Origin of the sequence: Tepidimonas fonticaldi, assembly GCF_001675355.1 — a bacterium.
Classification (GTDB): domain Bacteria; phylum Pseudomonadota; class Gammaproteobacteria; order Burkholderiales; family Burkholderiaceae_C; genus Tepidimonas; species Tepidimonas fonticaldi.
The window spans coordinates 305,509-322,609 of the sequence record NZ_LZDH01000065.1 but is presented as its reverse complement, the minus strand read 5'-3'; the positions used below and the strand labels follow the sequence as shown (position 1 = coordinate 322,609).

General features: G+C 69.3%; 16 protein-coding genes, 1 tRNA gene and 1 pseudogene. 12 read left to right on the top strand and 6 right to left on the bottom strand.

All coding sequences use genetic code 11. The features are described from left to right. Window positions 1-12: 12 nt before the first annotated feature. On the bottom strand, window positions 13-990 hold the full coding sequence (locus tag A9O67_RS11750; protein WP_068610486.1) for a Bug family tripartite tricarboxylate transporter substrate binding protein: 978 nt from the start codon (window positions 988-990) through the stop codon (window positions 13-15). Between the two features lie 24 nt (window positions 991-1,014). Beyond that, entirely contained in the window at window positions 1,015-2,049 is a 1,035-nt protein-coding gene (locus A9O67_RS11745) for a CDP-6-deoxy-delta-3,4-glucoseen reductase (protein ID WP_068610484.1), read from the bottom strand. Between the two features lie 102 nt (window positions 2,050-2,151). Here A9O67_RS11745 and A9O67_RS11740 point away from each other — a divergent pair. Then, window positions 2,152-3,066: pseudogene (locus A9O67_RS11740) on the top strand (SDR family oxidoreductase); the annotation flags it as partial. 15 nt (window positions 3,067-3,081) lie between these two features. Here the strand turns inward: A9O67_RS11740 and A9O67_RS11735 are convergent. Then, a tRNA-Leu gene (locus A9O67_RS11735) sits at window positions 3,082-3,168 on the bottom strand. A gap of 75 nt (window positions 3,169-3,243) precedes the next feature. On the opposite strand from A9O67_RS11735, the gene cysM reads away from it, so the two are divergent. Together cysM and A9O67_RS11725 are read left to right on the top strand one after the other, a co-directional pair. Continuing rightward, window positions 3,244-4,212 (top strand): cysteine synthase CysM, encoded by a 969-nt coding sequence (gene cysM, locus A9O67_RS11730; RefSeq protein WP_082955555.1) that lies wholly within the window; start codon window positions 3,244-3,246, stop codon window positions 4,210-4,212. Between the two features lie 113 nt (window positions 4,213-4,325). Then, window positions 4,326-4,553, top strand: a complete 228-nt coding sequence (locus A9O67_RS11725; RefSeq protein WP_068610481.1) for a sulfurtransferase TusA family protein — start codon at window positions 4,326-4,328, stop codon at window positions 4,551-4,553. Window positions 4,554-4,688: 135 nt separating this feature from the next. On the opposite strand, the gene A9O67_RS11720 is transcribed toward A9O67_RS11725, so the two are convergent. Beyond that, entirely contained in the window at window positions 4,689-7,718 is a 3,030-nt protein-coding gene (locus A9O67_RS11720) for a valine--tRNA ligase (RefSeq protein ID WP_068610479.1), read from the bottom strand. Window positions 7,719-7,973: 255 nt separating this feature from the next. Here A9O67_RS11720 and A9O67_RS11715 point away from each other — a divergent pair, with 255 nt between their 5' ends. The 6 genes from A9O67_RS11715 (at window position 7,974) to queF (ending at window position 13,272) form a co-directional block, all read left to right on the top strand. Further along, window positions 7,974-8,396: a rubrerythrin family protein gene (locus A9O67_RS11715; protein ID WP_043698586.1), complete on the top strand. Its 423-nt coding sequence runs from the start codon at window positions 7,974-7,976 to the stop codon at window positions 8,394-8,396. A gap of 148 nt (window positions 8,397-8,544) precedes the next feature. Continuing rightward, window positions 8,545-9,900 carry a (Fe-S)-binding protein gene (locus A9O67_RS11710; RefSeq protein WP_068610477.1) on the top strand — a complete coding sequence of 452 codons (1,356 nt, stop codon included), beginning with the start codon at window positions 8,545-8,547 and terminating at the stop codon, window positions 9,898-9,900. Between the two features lie 35 nt (window positions 9,901-9,935). Then, window positions 9,936-10,529, top strand: coding sequence for a DUF3501 family protein (locus tag A9O67_RS11705; RefSeq protein WP_068610696.1), 594 nt, complete (start codon window positions 9,936-9,938; stop codon window positions 10,527-10,529). 54 nt (window positions 10,530-10,583) lie between these two features. Beyond that, window positions 10,584-11,357 carry a peroxide stress protein YaaA gene (gene yaaA, locus A9O67_RS11700; protein WP_068610475.1) on the top strand — a complete coding sequence of 258 codons (774 nt, stop codon included), beginning with the start codon at window positions 10,584-10,586 and terminating at the stop codon, window positions 11,355-11,357. A gap of 32 nt (window positions 11,358-11,389) precedes the next feature. Then, the gene (locus A9O67_RS11695) at window positions 11,390-12,313 is read left to right on the top strand and encodes a 2OG-Fe(II) oxygenase (RefSeq protein ID WP_068610472.1); all 924 of its coding nucleotides are present in this window, start codon (window positions 11,390-11,392) and stop codon (window positions 12,311-12,313) included. A 56-nt stretch (window positions 12,314-12,369) separates the two neighbouring features. Then, window positions 12,370-13,272, top strand: a complete 903-nt coding sequence (gene queF, locus A9O67_RS11690) for an NADPH-dependent 7-cyano-7-deazaguanine reductase QueF (protein ID WP_082955554.1) — start codon at window positions 12,370-12,372, stop codon at window positions 13,270-13,272. A gap of 24 nt (window positions 13,273-13,296) precedes the next feature. On the opposite strand, the gene dinB is transcribed toward queF, so the two are convergent. Then, on the bottom strand, window positions 13,297-14,496 hold the full coding sequence (gene dinB / locus A9O67_RS11685; RefSeq protein WP_068610468.1) for a DNA polymerase IV: 1,200 nt from the start codon (window positions 14,494-14,496) through the stop codon (window positions 13,297-13,299). A gap of 159 nt (window positions 14,497-14,655) precedes the next feature. On the opposite strand from dinB, the gene pcaC reads away from it, so the two are divergent. Continuing rightward, window positions 14,656-15,042, top strand: coding sequence for a 4-carboxymuconolactone decarboxylase (pcaC, locus tag A9O67_RS11680; RefSeq protein WP_068610466.1), 387 nt, complete (start codon window positions 14,656-14,658; stop codon window positions 15,040-15,042). A gap of 41 nt (window positions 15,043-15,083) precedes the next feature. Here pcaC and A9O67_RS11675 read toward each other — a convergent pair whose 3' ends face one another. Then, the gene (locus A9O67_RS11675) at window positions 15,084-15,653 is read right to left on the bottom strand and encodes a LuxR C-terminal-related transcriptional regulator (protein ID WP_408033415.1); all 570 of its coding nucleotides are present in this window, start codon (window positions 15,651-15,653) and stop codon (window positions 15,084-15,086) included. Between the two features lie 89 nt (window positions 15,654-15,742). Between A9O67_RS11675 and A9O67_RS11670 the strand changes: the two genes are divergently transcribed. Then, entirely contained in the window at window positions 15,743-16,447 is a 705-nt protein-coding gene (locus A9O67_RS11670; RefSeq protein ID WP_068610464.1) for a CoA transferase subunit A, read from the top strand. An 11-nt stretch (window positions 16,448-16,458) separates the two neighbouring features. Then, the gene (locus A9O67_RS11665) at window positions 16,459-17,097 is read left to right on the top strand and encodes a CoA transferase subunit B (protein ID WP_068610462.1); all 639 of its coding nucleotides are present in this window, start codon (window positions 16,459-16,461) and stop codon (window positions 17,095-17,097) included. Window positions 17,098-17,101: the final 4 nt, after the last annotated feature.

The window sequence follows — 17,101 nt, the reverse complement described above, 5'->3', positions numbered from 1 at the left end:
CGAGCCGACCGTTCAGTCGACTTTGGCGCCGCTGAGCTTGACGACGCGTTCGTATTTGGCACGCTCGCGCCGCATCCACTCTTCGAACTGCTCGGGCGTGCTGGGGGCGGGTTCGGCCATCAAGGCGGCAAACCGGGTTTTCACTTCCGGGCTTTGCAGGGCTTCGGTGAACACGCGGTTGAGTCGGTTGACCGTCTCGCGCGGGGTGCCCGCTGGCGCGATGAGTCCCCACCAGGTGTCCACTTCAAAACCCGGGAGCGTCTCGGCCACGGTGGGCAGTTCGGGCATGACGCTGGCGCGTTGGGCGGTGGTCACGGCCAGCGCCTTGACCTTGCCGGCGCGGATGTTGGCGGCGGCCGTCGCCAAGTTGTCGAAATTGAAATCGACATGCCCGGCCAGCAGCGCCAGTTGCGCCGGGTTGCCGCCGTTGTAGGGGATGTGCACCGCGAAAATGCCGGCCTGGTTCTTGAACAGTTCGCCAGCCAGGTGCCCCGCGCTGCCGTTGCCCCCCGAGCCGTAGTTGAGCTTGCCGGGGTTGGCCTTGGCGTAGCGGATCAAGTCCGCGACCGTCTGGATCCGCAGGCGTTGCGCCGCCTCGGCGTTCATGACCAGCACATTGGGCACGCGCACCATGGCGGTGATGGCCACGAAATCCCGAGCCGGATCGAACGGCAGTTTGCTGAACAGCCAAGGGTTGATGGCGTGCGATGCGGTGGTGGCGATGCCGAGCGTGTGGCCGTCGGGCTGGGCGCGGGCCACCGCTTCCACCCCGATGTTGCCGCCGCCGCCCGGGCGGTTTTCGATGATGACGGTGCCGAGCTTGTCCTTGACCTGTTCGGCCAGAATACGTGCCGTGGTGTCGATGGGGCCGCCCGCGGCGAAGGGAACCACGATGCGCGTGACGCGCTGGCCGGTCTGGGCCCAGGCCGGCGCCAGCAGGGCGGAGGTGGTCAGGGCGCAGGCGGTGCGGAGGAAGGGGCGGCGTTGCATGGGCAGTCTCCTGGTTGTCGGGTATCAACTCTGCATTTTGTCGGCTTCCGAGGTGAAGGCGTCGGCGTAGAACGCTTCGGCGGGCAAACCCGCGGCTGCGTAATCGCGCCGGGCGGATTCCACCACCACCGGGGCGCCACAGGCATAGACCTCGAAGCCGGAGAGGTCCGGATGGTCGGCCAGGACGGCCTGGTGGACGAAGCCAGTGCGGCCCGTCCAGTGGTCCTCGGGCAGGGCGTCGGACACCACGGGGACGTAGGTCAGGTGGGGCAGGCTCGCGGCCGTCTCGCGGATCCAGGCGTCCTGGTACAAGTCCTGGGGGCGTCGGCCCCCCCAGTACAGCCAGAGGGGGCGGGTGATGCCCTTGTGCTGCAGATGTTGCACGATCGCCTTGATGGGGGCGAAGCCGGTGCCGGAGGCCAGCAGGATGATCGGCTTGTCCGAGCCTTCGCGCAGATAGAAGCTGCCGTACGGCCCTTCGATGCGCAGGATCTCCTTTTCCTTCATGGCGCCGAAGACATGGTCGGTGAATTTGCCGCCCGGCATGTGGCGAATGTGCAGCTCCAGCATGGGCACGTCGGTTTTGACGTGCGGCGCGATGGCCATGGAGTAGGCGCGGCGCGCGCCATCACGCAGCAAGAACTCGACATACTGCCCGGCGTGGTATTGGAAGGTGTCGTTGGCCGGCAGTTGCAGGCGCACGATCATGACGTCGGGCGCGGCGCGTTCGAGCTGCAGCACGCGCACGGGCAGCTTTTTGACGGGGAAGGCCCCGGCCTCGGTGACCTGACGCGATTCGATCACGACGTCGCTGTGCGCGGTGGCGCAGCAGGTGAGGATCAGCCCGGCGGCCTCTTCGTCGGCGCTCAGGGCTTTGGACTGGTGCGGGCCGTGCGTGACGGAGCCGGAGAGCTTGCGGCATTTGCACGATCCGCAGGCGCCGTCCTTGCAGCCGTAGGGCAGGCCGATGCCTTGCCGGATGGCGGCGGCGAGCAGGGTTTCGTTCTCGGTGGCCGTGTAGGTGCGGCCGCTGGGTTCGACGGTGATGGTGAATGTCATACTTGCGGGGCGGGCCAAAGGCCGCATCAAAGGTAGGGCTGGATTGTCGCAAATGCCGCGCCGCGGCGTGCCCGATCAGTGTGCCGCGCAGGATGTGAACCGATGTTGAATGGAACGTGTGGGGCGCTGCCGGCGCGGTTTCGGCGGCAGCGGGTGCTGATCGTGGGCTGTGGTGACGTGGGGCTGCGCGCTGCGCGCCTGCTCGGTCAGCGGGTGCGGCTGCTGGCCTTGACATCCAGCCCCGAGCGCGTGGAAGCGCTGCGGGCGGCCGGCATCACCCCGCTGGTGGGCGATTTGGATCAGCCGCGCTCGCTGCAGCGGCTGGCGGGCCTGGCCGACCGTGTCCTGCACCTGGCCCCGCCGCCCAGCGAGGGGCTGAGCGACTGGCGGCGCGACCCGCGCTCGCGCGCCCTGGCGGCGGCGCTGGCTCGCCGGCGCGCCCCGGCGGCGCTGGTGTATGGCTCGACCAGCGGGGTGTACGGGGACTGCGGCGGTGCATGGGTGGACGAGACCCGCCCCCCCGCCCCCGAGACGCCGCGCGCCTGGCGCCGGCTGGATGCCGAGCAGCAGTGGCGATGGTGGGCGCGGCGCACCGGGGCGCGGGTGAGCGTGTTGCGCATTCCGGGTATCTACGCCCACGACCGCCCGGGCGGGCCGGCCGATCGCCTGCGCCGGGGCATGCCCGTGCTGCGCCCCGAGGACGACGTCTACACCAACCACATTCATGCGGACGATCTGGCGCGGGCCTGTGTGCGCGCGCTGTGGCTGGGGCGTCCGCAGCGCACGGTCCATGTGTGCGACGACAGCCAACTGAAGATGGGCGATTATTTCGATCTGGCGGCCGATCTGTTGGGGCTGCCGCGCCCGCCGCGCATCGCCCGCGACGGGGCCGAGCGGCAACTGCCGCTGATGGTGCTGTCGTTCATGAGCGAGTCCCGCCGCCTGGCGAACCGCCGCCTGCATCAGGAGTTGCGCCTGCGCTTGCGCTATCCAACGGTCCGGGAAGGGTTGCTGGCCGGGGATCGCGCGTTGTGGTGCCGGGGGCCGGACTCGAACCGGCACGGTGTCTCCACCGGCAGATTTTGAATCTGCTGCGTCTACCAATTTCGCCACTCCGGCGCGCGAGACGAAAATTATGGCACAGTCATTGACCTGTTTCGCCCCCATTGGGCTTTGCGCACGCCCCGACCGTCTATGACCCTGCCGTCCGAATCCCCCCGCTCCCCCGCCCGTGCCGCGGGCACCCGCCGCCGCGCCCCGCGCCGCTACCCCACGATCGAAGATGCCATCGGCCACACGCCGCTGGTGGCGCTGCAGCGCATCGGCGAGCCGGACAACCGCGCGCGCGGCAACGTGGTGCTGGGCAAGCTGGAGGGCAACAACCCGGCCGGCTCGGTCAAGGACCGCCCGGCGCTGTCGATGATCCGCCGCGCCGAGGAGCGCGGCGAGATCCGCCCCGGCGACACGCTGATCGAGGCCACCAGCGGCAACACCGGCATCGCGCTGGCGATGGCGGCGGCCATCCGCGGCTACCGCATGGTGCTGATCATGCCGGAGGACCTCTCGATCGAGCGCGCGCAGACGATGAAGGCGTTCGGCGCCGAGCTGATTCTCACGCCCAAGAGCGGCGGCATGGAGTATGCGCGCGATCTGGCCGACAAGATGGAGCGCGAGGGCAAGGGCAAGGTGCTGGACCAGTTTGCCAACCCGGACAACCCGCGCATCCACTACGAGACCACCGGCCCGGAGATCTGGCAGCAAACCGGCGGGCGCATCACGCACTTCGTCAGCGCCATGGGCACCACCGGCACCATCACCGGCGTCAGCCGCTTCCTGAAGGAGAAGAACCCGGCGATCCGCGTGATCGGCGCGCAGCCGAGCGAAGGCTCGCGCATCCCCGGCATCCGCAAGTGGCCGCCGGAGTACCAGCCGAAGATCTACGACCCTGCCGGCGTGGACGAGCTGGTCTACGTCAGCCAGGCCGACGCGGAGGCGATGTGCCGCCGTCTGGCGCGGGAGGAGGGGATCTTCGCCGGCATCTCGGCCGCCGGGGCGTGCTGGGTGGCGCAGCAGATCGCGGCGCAGGTGGAAAACGCCACCATCGTCTTCATCGTGTGCGACCGCGGCGACCGGTATCTCTCCACCGGGGTCTTCCCGGCCTGACGGGGGCGCCGGTCCCCGGCCACCGGCTATGGCCTTGGGGTTTTGCCGGAGACAGGGGCACGGCGCGCGAAGGCGGCCGTACAATCGCGCTTCCCTGAAGGCAAGCCACGACCATGCAAATCGACCGTGAACTGGACGCGCGCGGGCTGAACTGCCCGCTGCCCATCTTGAAAGCCAAGAAAGCCCTGGCCGAAATGACCAGCGGCCAGGTGCTCAAGGTGATTGCCACCGACGCCGGCTCGGTGCGCGACTTCCAGGCATTCGCCAAGCAGACGGGCAACGAGCTGCTGCACCAGGAAACCGCCGGCCCGGACTACGTGTCGGTGCTCAAGCGCCGCTGAGGGCAAGGGCGGGCGGCGGTTGCCGTGGCCCCCGTCCGATCCGCGTGCCCAAAACAGACGGCCCCAGGTGGGGCCGTTGTCGTTTGGGGCGCGGGGCAGGGGTGCCCGCCCGCGCGATCCAAAGGGTCGGCCGGATCAGCCGCCCAGCCGCTGCAGTTGTGCCTGCACCTTGGCCAGCGTGGCGGAAAAATCTGCTAACCGCTGACGCTCCTGCTCGATGACGGCCGGCGGGGCCTTGGCGACGAAGGCCTCGTTGGCGAGCTTGCCCTGTGCTTTGGCGATCTCGCCCTGCAGGCGGGCCACTTCCTTGCCCAGGCGGGCCTTTTCGGCGGCGATGTCGATTGCCATGAACAGGCACAGCCGGGCTTCGCCCACCACGGCCACGGGCGCGGCCTGGGCGGCGGCGGCCCACTCGGCTTCGTCGGCAAAGACCTTGACCTCGCCCAGCTTGGCCAGTGCCTGCAGCACCGGCCCCCAGCGACCCAGAAAATCGCCCGCCCCCACGGCATACAGCGGCAGCCGCTGCGCGGGGGAGACGCCCATCTCGCCGCGCAGGCGGCGGCAGGCCTCGACCATGGCCTTGAGCTGGGCAACCTCGGCCTCCGACGCGGGGTCGATGCGCTCCGGCTGCGCCTCGGGGTAAGCGGCGATGCTGACCGAGGGGCCGGCGCGTCCGGCCACCGGGGCCACCTTCTGCCACAGCTCCTCGGTGATGAAGGGGATGATCGGGTGCGCAAGGCGCAGAATCGTCTCCAGCGTGCGGATGAGGGTGCGGCGGGTGCCGCGCTGCTGGGCGGCGTCACCCGTTTGCAGTTGGACCTTGGCGATCTCCAAGTACCAGTCGCAGAACTCGTCCCACACGAAGGCGTAGATGGCGTTGGCGACGTTGTCCAGACGGTATTCGGCAAAGCCTTGCGCGACCTCTGCTTCGACGCGCTGCAGCGCCGAGACGATCCAGCGGTCCGCGGCCGAGAAGCTCAGGTAGCCGTGGAACGGCCCGCCGGGGGCGCACTGGTCTTTGGTCTGCTCGGCCAGCCCGCAGTCGTGGCCCTCGCAGTTCATGAGCACGAAGCGCGTGGCGTTCCAGAGCTTGTTGCAGAAGTTGCGGTAGCCCTCGCAGCGCTTGCTGTCGAAGTTGATGGAGCGCCCGAGCGAGGCCAGCGCCGCGAAGGTGAAACGCAGCGCATCCGCCCCGTAGGCCGGGATGCCGTGGGGGAATTCCTTCTCGGTGGCCTTGCGGATCGCCGGGGCGAGCTCCGGCTTGCGCAGGCCCGTGGTGCGCTTCTCCAGCAAGGCCGGCAGGTCGATGCCGTCGATCAGGTCCACCGGGTCGAGCACGTTGCCTTCGGACTTGCTCATCTTGCGGCCCTGCGCGTCGCGCACCAGACCGTGGATGTAGACGTGGCGGAACGGCACCCGCCCGGTGAAGTGGGTGGTCATCATGATCATGCGCGCCACCCAGAAGAAGATGATGTCGTAGCCCGTCACCAGCACGGTGCTGGGCAGGTAGAGGTCGTAGTCGCTGAGGGCGGCCGTGTTTTTTTCGCTGGCGGGGCCGCATCCGTCCGGGCTCATCCGTCCTGCGGCCGGGAAATCGCCCGGGCCCGATCCAGCCCCGCCAGCGGCCTCGGGCCAGCCCAGCGTCGAGAACGGCACCAGCGCGCTGGAGTACCAGGTGTCCAGCACGTCCGGGTCGCGTGTCAGGCCCGCCGCCAGCAGCGGCGCGCGCTGCTCGGCTCCCAGGTGCGCGACGTAGGCCTCGAACTGCGCGCGCGCCTCGGCCTCGCTGCGTGCGACGTAGACGTTGCCCTCGGCGTCATACCAGGCCGGGATCTGGTGGCCCCACCAGAGCTGGCGGCTGATGCACCAGTCCTGGATGTTGGCCATCCACTGGTTGTAGGTGTTGACCCAGTTCTCCGGCACGAAGCGCACCTGGCCGCTGGCCACGGCGTCGATGGCCTTCTGCGCGATGCTCTTGCCGGTGGGGTCCTGCGGGCTGACCTTGGTCATGGCGACGAACCACTGGTCGGTCAGCATCGGCTCGACGATCTGGCCGGTGCGCGCGCAGCGCGGCACCATCAGGCGGTGCTTTTTCACCTCCACCAGCAGCCCGGCGGCGCGCAGGTCCTCGACGATGCGGCGGCGCGCCTCGAAGCGGTCCAGCCCGCGGTAGGCCGCCGGCGCCTGGTCGTTGACGGTCGCGTCGAGGTGGAAGATGTTGATCAGCGGCAGCTGATGGCGCTGGCCGACGGCGTAGTCGTTGGGGTCGTGCGCCGGCGTGACCTTGACCACCCCGGTGCCGAAGGCCGGATCGACGTAGGCGTCGGCGATGACCGGGATCTCGCGCTCGCACAGCGGCAGCCGCACGCGCTGGCCGATCAGGTGGCGGTAGCGCTCATCGTCCGGGTGCACCATCACCGCGACGTCGCCCAGCATCGTCTCGGGCCGGGTGGTGGCCACCACCAGCTGCCCCTCGCCGCTGGCGAGCGGATAGGCGATGTGCCACAGGAAGCCGTCCTCCTCCTCGCTTTCCACCTCCAGGTCCGACACCGCGCTCATCAGCACCGGGTCCCAGTTGACCAGGCGCTTGCCGCGGTAGATCAGGCCCTGCTCGTACAGCCGCACGAAGGTCTCGGTCACGACCTTGGAGAGCCGCTCGTCCATCGTGAAGTACTCGCGGCTCCAGTCCACGCTGTCGCCCATGCGGCGCATTTGCTGGGTGATGGTGTTGCCGCTTTTTTCCTTCCACTCCCACACCTTGGCGACGAAATTCTTGCGCGCCTCCTCGGGGGTGGGGCCCATGTCGTGCCGGCTGATGCCCTGGGCCTGCAGTTGCCGCTCCACCACGATCTGCGTGGCGATGCCGGCATGGTCGGTGCCCGGAATCCAGACGGCGTTGTGGCCCCGCATGCGGTGGTAGCGCGTCAGCGAGTCCATGATGGTCTGGTTGAAGGCGTGCCCCATGTGGAGCGTGCCCGTGACGTTGGGCGGCGGCAGTTGGATGGCGAACGACGGCGCATCCGCCCGGGGCTGGCCGGTGCCGCGCCAGCCGGCGCGGCCGTAGCCGCGCGCTTCCCACTCGGGGCCCCAGCGCCGCTCGACGGCGGCGGGCTCGAACGATTTGGACAGGCTCTGCAGGCCCGGTTGCTGGACGGGTTCAGACATGGGTGATTCTCGGGTGCGGAAAAGGGACCCTGCGGGACGCGGCCGGGCCCTGGCAACAAGCCTGGAATTGTAGGCGGCGGCCTCCCCGAACTGGGGTTTACCCGAAACATTGACGGATTCAATGCGATCCATTGAACACGCTGACTGGACGGCGCGGGCAAACGGTTCTAAGGTTGCCAAGTCTGCCGTGCCGACCGGCCTGCAGGTTGGCGGACACGGCGGCGTTTTCGTGAACCACCTGACCAGGAGATGACCATGCCGCAACTCAAGGGTTCGAAGACCGAACAGTGCCTGAAGGACGCCTTCGCGGGCGAATCGATGGCCAACCGCCGTTACCTGTACTTCGCCAACAAGGCCGATGTCGAGGGCCAGAACGATGTGGCGGCGCTGTTCCGCTCCACCGCGGAGGGCGAGACGGGCCACGCGCACGGCCACCTGGAGTTCCTGGAGCAGGCGGGCGACCCCGCCACCGGCATGCCGATCGGCACCACGCGCCAGAACCTGGAGTCGGCCATCGCCGGCGAGACGCACGAGTACACCGACATGTACCCGGGCATGGCCAAGACCGCGCGCGAGGAAGGCTTCGACGAGATCGCCGACTGGTTCGAGACGCTGGCCAAGGCCGAGCGCTCGCACGCCAACCGCTACGCCAAGGCGCTGGCCGAACTGGTCGACTGATCCGGCCCGATTTGGCCTGTCAACGGCGGCCCCGTGCAGGGCCGCCTCCGCCGCCGAGTGGCCCTTGGCCCGCACGGCGGCGACCCCGGACAAACAAAGAGGGCCGGCCGTGCGCGGCGCGGCCCGACAGAAGGCGAGGAGACCGACGATGGCCCGCGAAGGCAACCTGGAAGCCCCCACGCGCCACCCGCTGGACTGGCGCAACCCCGACTTCTACGACGAGGCGAAGTGCTTCGCGGAGCTGGAGCGCATCTTCGACATCTGCCACGGCTGCCGCCGCTGCGTCAGCCTGTGCCAGGCGTTTCCGACCCTGTTCGACCTGATCGACGAGGGCAAGACCGGCGAGCTCGACGGCGTGGACAAGGCCGACTACTGGAAGGTGGTCGACCAGTGCTACATGTGCGACCTCTGCTACATGACCAAGTGCCCGTACACGCCGCCGCACGAGTGGAACCTGGACTTCCCGCACACGATGCTGCGCGCCAAGGCGATCAAGTTCCGCAAGGGCGAGGTCAAGGCGGCGGAAAAATTCCTCGCCTCCACCGACGTGCACGGCAGCCTGGCCGGCATTCCGGTGGTGGTGCAGGCGGTCAACGCCGTCAACCGCACCAAGCCCGCGCGCGCGCTGATGGAAAACGTGCTGGGCGTGCACCGCGACGCCTGGATGCCGGAGCTGGCCGCCCAGACGCTGCGCCGCGCCGCCCCCGAGGCGCGCGCCGCGCAGGTGGTCGACGGCGAGCGCACGCCGGGCAAGGTGGCGATCTTCGCCACCTGCTACGTCAACTACAACGAGCCCGGCATCGGGCTGGACCTGCTGGCGATCCTGGAACACAACGGCATCCCCTTTACGCTGGTGGAGAAGGAGCGCTGCTGCGGCATGCCCAAGCTGGAGCTCGGCGACCTGGAGTCGGTGGCCGCCTCCAAGGAGGCCAACATCCCGGTGCTGGCGCGCTACGCGCGCGACGGCTACGCCATCCTGTCGGCGGTGCCGAGCTGCACGCTGATGTTCAAGCAGGAGATCCCGCTGATGTTCCCGGACGATGCGGACGTGCAGCTCGTCAAGGAGGCGATGTGGGATCCCTTCGAGTACCTGAGTGCCCGCCGGCGCGACGGGCTGCTGCGCACCGACTTCCAGCGCGGCCTCGGCAAGGTCAGCTACCAGGTGCCGTGCCACAGCCGCGTGCAGAACATGGGGCGCAAGACCGAGGAGATCCTCAAGCTCATCCCCGACACCGACGTGCAGACGCTGGAGCGCTGCAGCGGCCACGCCGGCACCTACGGCGTCAAGAAGGCCACGCACCCGGTGGCGATGAAGATCGGCAAGCCGGTGTTCAAGAGCATGGCGCAGCACAAGGGCGGCGGCGCGCCGGACGTGATCGGCTCCGACTGCCCGCTCGGCGGCCACCACATCGCGCAGGGCTTCGAGGTCAACCAGCTCGGCGCGCCCAAGCTGATGCACCCGTTGACGATGCTGGCCACCGCCTACGGCCTGAAGAACCCCTGACCCCCCTGATTCCGCGAGCCACCATGATCACCACGATGCAACTGACCGGCAAGATCACGCGCGAGACGCTGATGCCGCTGGAGGCCTACGCCAAGTGGCGCAAGGGGCACAAGGGCGAGGTGATCGCGCACCGCAAGCTGCGCACCGTGCACCTGGGCGAGCACGTCACGGTGCAGTTCGAAAGCGAGCTGTCGATGCGCTACCAGATCCAGGAGATGCTGCGCATCGAGAAGATCTTCGAGGAAGAGGGCATCCAGGACGAGATCGACGCCTACGCCCCGCTGGTGCCGGACGGCACCAACTGGAAGGCGACGATGATGATCGAGTACCCGGACATCCACGAGCGCCGGCGCGAGCTGGCGCGCCTGATCGGCATCGAGGACCACATGTTCGTCGAGGTCGAGGGCCACGGCCGCGTCTACGCGATCGCCGACGAGGACCTCGACCGCGAGACGCCCGAGAAGACCTCGGCGGTGCACTTCCTGCGCTTCGAGTTCACGCCGGCGATGCGCGCGGCGATCAAGGCCGGCGCCTCGGTCAAGCTCGGCTGCGACCACACCAACTACCCGGCGCACGTGACGATCGCGCCGGAGACGCTGGCCAGCCTCGCGGGGGATCTGGCGGATTGATCCGGCGCCGCCCTGCCGGCGCCGCTATCATCGCGGCCCGGAGGCCCCGCACCGATGCTGTTCATTCTGTCCCCCGCCAAGGCGCTGGATTACGATACCCCGTCCACCACCCCGGTGGCCACCCAGCCGCTGTTCGTCGAGCAGGCCGCCGAGCTGATCGCCATCCTGCGGCAAAAGTCGCCGCAGGAAGTGGCCGAGCTGATGGACCTGAGCGACGCGCTGGCGCAGCTCAACGTGGCGCGCTACCAGGCGTGGCAGCCCGAGTTCGGCCCGCACAACAGCAAGCAGGCGATCCTGGCCTTCAACGGCGACGTCTACCAGGGGCTGGACGCGCGCAGCCTGGGTCCGGACGACCTGGACTGGCTGCAGCGCCACGTCTGCATCCTGAGCGGCCTGTACGGCGTGCTGCGTCCGCTGGACTGGATGCAGCCGTACCGGCTGGAGATGGGCACGCGCTTGAGCACGCCGCGCGGACGCAACCTCTACCAGTTCTGGGGCCCGCGCATCGCCGAGTACCTGTCGCAGCGCGCCGCCGAGGACGACGGCCTCGTCGTCAACCTCGCCAGCGAGGAATACTTCAAGGCCGTCGACCCGAAGGCGCTGCGCGCGCGCGTCGTCACCTGCGTGTTCGAGGAGCGGCGCGGCAGCGGCTACAAGGTCATCAGCTTCCTGGCCAAGCGCGCGCGCGGCCTGATGACGCGCTGGGCCGCGTTGCACCGCGCCGCCGACGTCGAGACGCTGCAGGGCTTCGACAGCGAGGGCTACCGCTACGCCCGGGAGGTCTCCGCGCCCGACCGGCTGGTGTTCCGGCGCGACGAGCGCGGCTGAAAGCGGCGCGCCGCGCGCTACACTGGGGCGCGATGAGCCAGACCATCACCCCGGAATTGCGCGCCTGGATCGTGCAGCAGGCGCAGGCCGGCTGCACGCCGGAGTCGGTGCTGCAGGCCATGCTGCAGGCGGGTTGGCAGGAGTCCGTCGCGCTGGACGCGATGGAGGCGGTGCTGGAGGCCCACCTGGGGGCCGTGGCCGCGCAGGACGCCACAGCGCGCGCGGCGGCCGCTCGCACCGTGGCCCGTGCCGCAGCTGGCGCCCACGCAGCCGAGCGGGCCGTGACCGGCCGGGGCGTGGCGCGGCCGTATCTGGACCTGTCCGGGTCGCCGCGCGCCATCGATCTGGGGGACCGGGTGGTGACGGTGCACGTCAGCCTGCGCCGCCCGCGCCTGGCGGTGCTGGGCAACCTGCTGTCGGCCGAGGAGTGCGACGCCCTGATCCAGGCCGCGCAGCCGCGGCTCAAGCGCTCCCGCACGGTCCAGACCCGCACGGGCGGCGAGGAACTCAACGCCGATCGGACGAGCGACGGCATGTTCTTCCGCCGCGGCGAGACGCCGCTGATCCAGCGCATCGAGGCGCGCCTGAGCCGGCTGGTGCACTGGCCGGTGGAAAACGGCGAGGGCCTGCAGGTGCTGCGCTACGGCCCCGGCGCCGAGTACAAGCCGCACTACGACTATTTCGACCCCAACGCCGCCGGCACCGCCCGCATCTGCGAGCGCGGCGGGCAGCGTGTCGCCACCATCGTCATGTACCTCAACGAGCCGCAGCGCGGCGGCGGGACCACCTTCCCCGACGTGGGGCTGGAAGTCATGCCGCAGCGCGGGCACGCGGTGTTTTTTGCCTACGACCGGCCGGAGCCGGCCACCCAGACCCTGCACGGCGGCGCCCCCGTGCTGGAGGGCGAGAAGTGGGTGGCCACCAAGTGGCTGCGCGAAGGCGAGTTCACCGTTTGACTGCCGTTTGACCACTGTTCGACCGCTGGCGCGCCGCGCCGGCTTTTCCCCCGCCCATGTCTGCCGATTCCACCGCGTCCGTCCCCGCCATCGATCCCGCCCGGGCTGCTGGCGTACCCGGCTTGGCCGATGCCCCCCTGGGCCGTGCGACCGCCTACACCGACACCTACGACGCCACGCTGTTGTGTCCGCTGCCGCGTGCCCCGAAGCGCGCCGAGATCGGCATCACCGGCACGCCGCCGTTCACCGGTGCCGATCTGTGGACGGCGTTCGAGCTGAGCTGGCTCAACGATCGGGGCAAGCCGCAGGTGGCGCTGGCGCATATCACCATCCCGGCCGAGACGCCCCACCTGATCGAAAGCAAATCGTTCAAGCTCTACCTGAACAGCTTCAACCAGACGCGCTTTGCCGACGCCGAGCAGGTGCGCGAGCGGTTGCGCGCCGATTTGGCCGAGGCCTTGTGGCGCGGCAGCGAGCGGGCCGGCAGCGTCGGTGTGCGCCTGCGGTTGCCGCACGAGTGGGCGGCGGAGGCCGTGCGGCCGCTGCCCGGCCTCAGCCTGGACCGTCTGGACGTGGAATGCACCCACTACCAGCCGGCGCCCGAGCTGCTGCGTGCCGACCCCGAGCAGCCGCCGGTGGAGGAGGTGCTGACCAGCGACCTGCTCAAAAGCAACTGCCTGGTCACGGGGCAGCCGGACTGGGGCAGCGTGCAGATCGCCTACAGCGGCGCGCCGATCGACCAGGAGGGTCTGCTGCGCTACCTGGTCAGCTTTCGCCAGCATCAGGAGTTCCACGAGCAGTGCGTGGAGCGCATCTTCATGGACATCTGGACGCGCTGCCGGCCGGTGCGCCTGAGCGTGTATGCGCGCTACACGCGCCGCGGCGGGCTGGACATCAACCCCTGGCGCACCAGCCATCCCCAGCAGCCGCCGGTCAACGCACGCACGGCGCGGCAGTGACGGCGCGGCGACGGGGCGGGGGCATCAGTCCAGGGCGTCGAACAAGTCCGGGATGCGCGGGCGGGGCGCGGCCGCTGGGGCCGCGCCGTCCGGCCGGGCCAGATTGCCCACCCGCACCCCCAGCAGGCGGATGCGCCGCGTCAGGTCCACCCGCTTCAGGCACAGCCCGGCGGTGCGGCGGATCACCGCGGCATCGGCCGTGTGGGTGGGCACGGTCTGGTCGCGGGTGACGACGCGAAAGTCCTCGTACCGCAGCTTGATGCCGATGGTGCGCCCGACGTAGCCCTTGCGCTGCAGGTCGGCGGCCACCTGCTCGCACAGCCGGGTGAACAGGCGCCCCAGCTCCGCGCGGTCGTGCACCGCGTGCAGGTCGCGCTCGAAGGTGGTTTCGCGGCTCAGGCTGACCGGCTCGCTGGCCGTGACCAGCGGGCGTTCGTCCCGGCCCCAGGCGGCTTCGTGCAGCCAGGCGCCGTGGCTGGCGCCAAAGCGCTCGATCAGCGTCTCGCGCGGGCAGGCGGCCAGCTCTCCGATGGTGCGCAGCCCCATGGCCTGCAGGCGCTCGTCGGTGCGCGGGCCGATGCCGTGGATCTTGCGGCAGGGCAGGGGCCACAGGCGGGTGGGCACGTCCGCCTCGTCCAGCAGGGTGATGCCACCGGGTTTGTCCAGGTCGCTGGCGATTTTGGCCAGCAGCTTGTTGGGTGCCACGCCGATCGAGCAGCTCAGCCCGGTGGCGGCGCGGATGGCGCGCTGCAGCCGCTCGGCCAGCACACGCCCGCCGTCGCGCTGTCCGTCCGGGGCGTGGGTGAAGTCGATGTAGACCTCGTCGATACCGCGGTCCTCCATCACTGGCGCATGGCGCAGGATGACCGCCTTGAAGGCGCGCGAGGCGGCACGGTAGGCGTCGAAGTCCACCGGCAGCAGAATGCCGTCCGGGCACAGCCGCGCGGCTTTCATCAAGCCCATGGCCGAGCCGACGCCGTGTTGCCGGGCGGCGTAGTTGGCGGTGGTGATGACGCCGCGCCCGCGGTAGTCGCGCAGCCGGGCGAAGGCCGACAGCGGGATGCGCTCGCGTGGCAGGTCGTCGGGCACGGGCTCGCGCCAGTGCACCTGCCGCCCGCCGATGACCAGCGGCACGTCGCGCAGTTGCGGGTAGCGCAGCCCTTCGACGGACGCGTAGAACGCATCCATGTCCAGGTGCGCGATGCGGCGCGGCAGGCGATCCATGGTTGCTGAAAAAATGGGCAGTTTGTTCCAGGGCTTGCGGGTGCGGGCTTTCCCGGATTCTCCCGCAGCTTGTCCACAGCATCGCCCACAGGGGCCGGGGACAAGGGGCGCTCGCGCTATGCTGCCGCCCGCCGATATCAATTTCGCAGGAGAGCCGCCATGGACACCCCCCCGAACAAAGACTTCGAAGCCGGCCTGGCCATGCGCCGCCGCGTCATGGGCGACGATTTCGTCGAGCGCGCCTTTGCCCACCTGACGCCGTTCACCGAGCCGCTGCAGCACTACATCACGCGCAACGCCTGGGGCGACGTCTGGCAGCGTCCCGGGTTGGACCTCAAGACCCGCAGCCTGATCACAGTCGCGATGCTGACCGCGCTGGGCAAGCAGCACGAGCTCAAAGGCCATGTGCGCGGGGCGCTCAACAACGGCGCCACCCCGCAAGAGATTCAGGAGGTGCTGCTGCACGCCAGCATCTACTGCGGTCTGCCGGCCGCGGTGGAGGCCTTCCGCACCGCAGCCGAGGTGGTGGACGGGCCCAAGGGCTGATCCGATGTCGTGCGGCACCGGGCGGGCACCGCGCGGCGCCATCACCCCGTCAGCAGCCGCTGCACCAGGTCCACCGAGCTGCTGGCGCCGTATTTGCGCATCAGCCTTGCGCGGTACACCTCCACCGTGCGCGGACTGATGCCCAGCGCCTTGGCCGTCTGCTTGGCGGTCAGGCCTTTCATCACCAAGCCGGCCACCTCACGCTCGCGCGCGGTCAGCTCGGCCTTGACGGGGCACCGCGAGGACAGGTCCTCGAAGCTCCAGATGCCCGCGGCGTGCGGATCGGCGCGGTCGAGCGCGCGCCCGGTCACATGGCACCAGAACGTCTGGCCGGCAAAGCGGCCGCCCACCCGGCGCATGATGCGCTCGTCGCTGTAGTGCCCGTGGGCATTGAGGATGGGCGCGATGCGCTCGCCGATGCGCTCGAATTCGTCCGCGCTGGGGTAGAGGATGCGAAAGCTCTGCCCGATGAGCTGATCGCGGCTGGCGCCAAACATCTCGCACACCGCCTGGTTGCAATCGACCATGGTGCGGTGGCGCGACAACACCAAGCCCACCGGCGCCAGTTCGAAGGCCAGCCGGTAGTCGTCCAGAGCGGGCGCAGCGGTCACGACCTAGGGTTGGACAGTAGGCAATACTACGTACGCGGTTACGTAGTATCGTACGGCTTTCCCCCACTTTTGGACAGGAGCGTGCGAGCATGAACAAGGTCTACCCCAGCGCGGCCGCAGCCCTCGAGGGTGTGGTCGCCGATGGGCAGCTCATCGCGGTCGGCGGCTTCGGCCTGTGCGGCATCCCCGAGGCGCTGATCGACGCGCTGCGCGACAGCGGCGTGAAGAACCTCACGGTCATCTCCAACAACGCCGGCGTGGACGGCTTCGGCCTGGGCAAGCTGCTGGAGACGCGCCAGATCAAGAAGATGATCTCCAGCTACGTGGGCGAGAACAAGGAATTCGAGCGCCAGTACCTGGCCGGCGAGCTGGAGCTGGAGTTCACCCCGCAGGGCACGCTGGCCGAGAAGCTGCGCGCCGGCGGCGCGGGCATCCCGGCGTTCTTCACCAAGACGGGCGTGGGCACCATCGTCGCCGAGGGCAAGGAGCACCGCGAGTTCAACGGCGAGACCTACATCATGGAACATGCCCTGTTCCCGGACGTGGCGCTGGTCAAGGCCGACGTCGCCGACCTGTCGGGCAATCTGCGCTTTCGCCGCACGGCGCGCAACTTCAACCCGGCCGCGGCGACCGCGGGCAAGCTGTGCATCGTCGAGGTCGAGCGCATCGTGCCCACCGGGGCCATCGACCCGGACGATGTGCACCTGCCCGGCATTTATGTGCACCGCATCGTGCACAACCCCACGCCCGAAAAGCGCATCGAGAAGCGCACCACCCGCGACCGCAAAGTTTGAGGAGCCCGATCATGCCTTGGACCCAAGACCAAATGGCCGCGCGCGCGGCCCAAGAACTGCAGGACGGCTTCTACGTCAACCTGGGCATCGGCATCCCGACGCTGGTGGCCAACCATGTGCCCGACCACATCGAGGTCTGGCTGCAGAGCGAAAACGGCATGCTGGGCATCGGCCCCTTCCCTTATGAGGACGAGGTGGATCCCGACCTGATCAACGCCGGCAAGCAGACCGTGACCACCATCAAGGGTTCGTCCATCTTCGGCTCGGACCAGTCGTTTGCCATGATCCGCGGCGGCAAGATCAACCTGTCCATCCTGGGTGCGATGCAGGTCACGCACAAGGGCGACCTGGCCAACTGGATGATCCCCGGCAAGATGGTCAAGGGCATGGGCGGCGCGATGGACCTCGTCGCCGGCGTGCCGCGCGTCATCGTGCTGATGGAGCACGTCGCGCGCAAGAAGGACGGCACCGAGGACCTGAAGATCCTGCCCGAGTGCACGCTGCCGCTGACCGGCAAGGGTGTGGTGGACCGTATCATCACCGACCTGGGCGTGATGGACGTGACGCCCGAGGGGCTCAAGCTGGTCGAGCTGGCCCCCGGCGTGACGCGCGAGTTCATCCAGAGCAAGACCGGCGTGCCGCTGCTGTGACGCC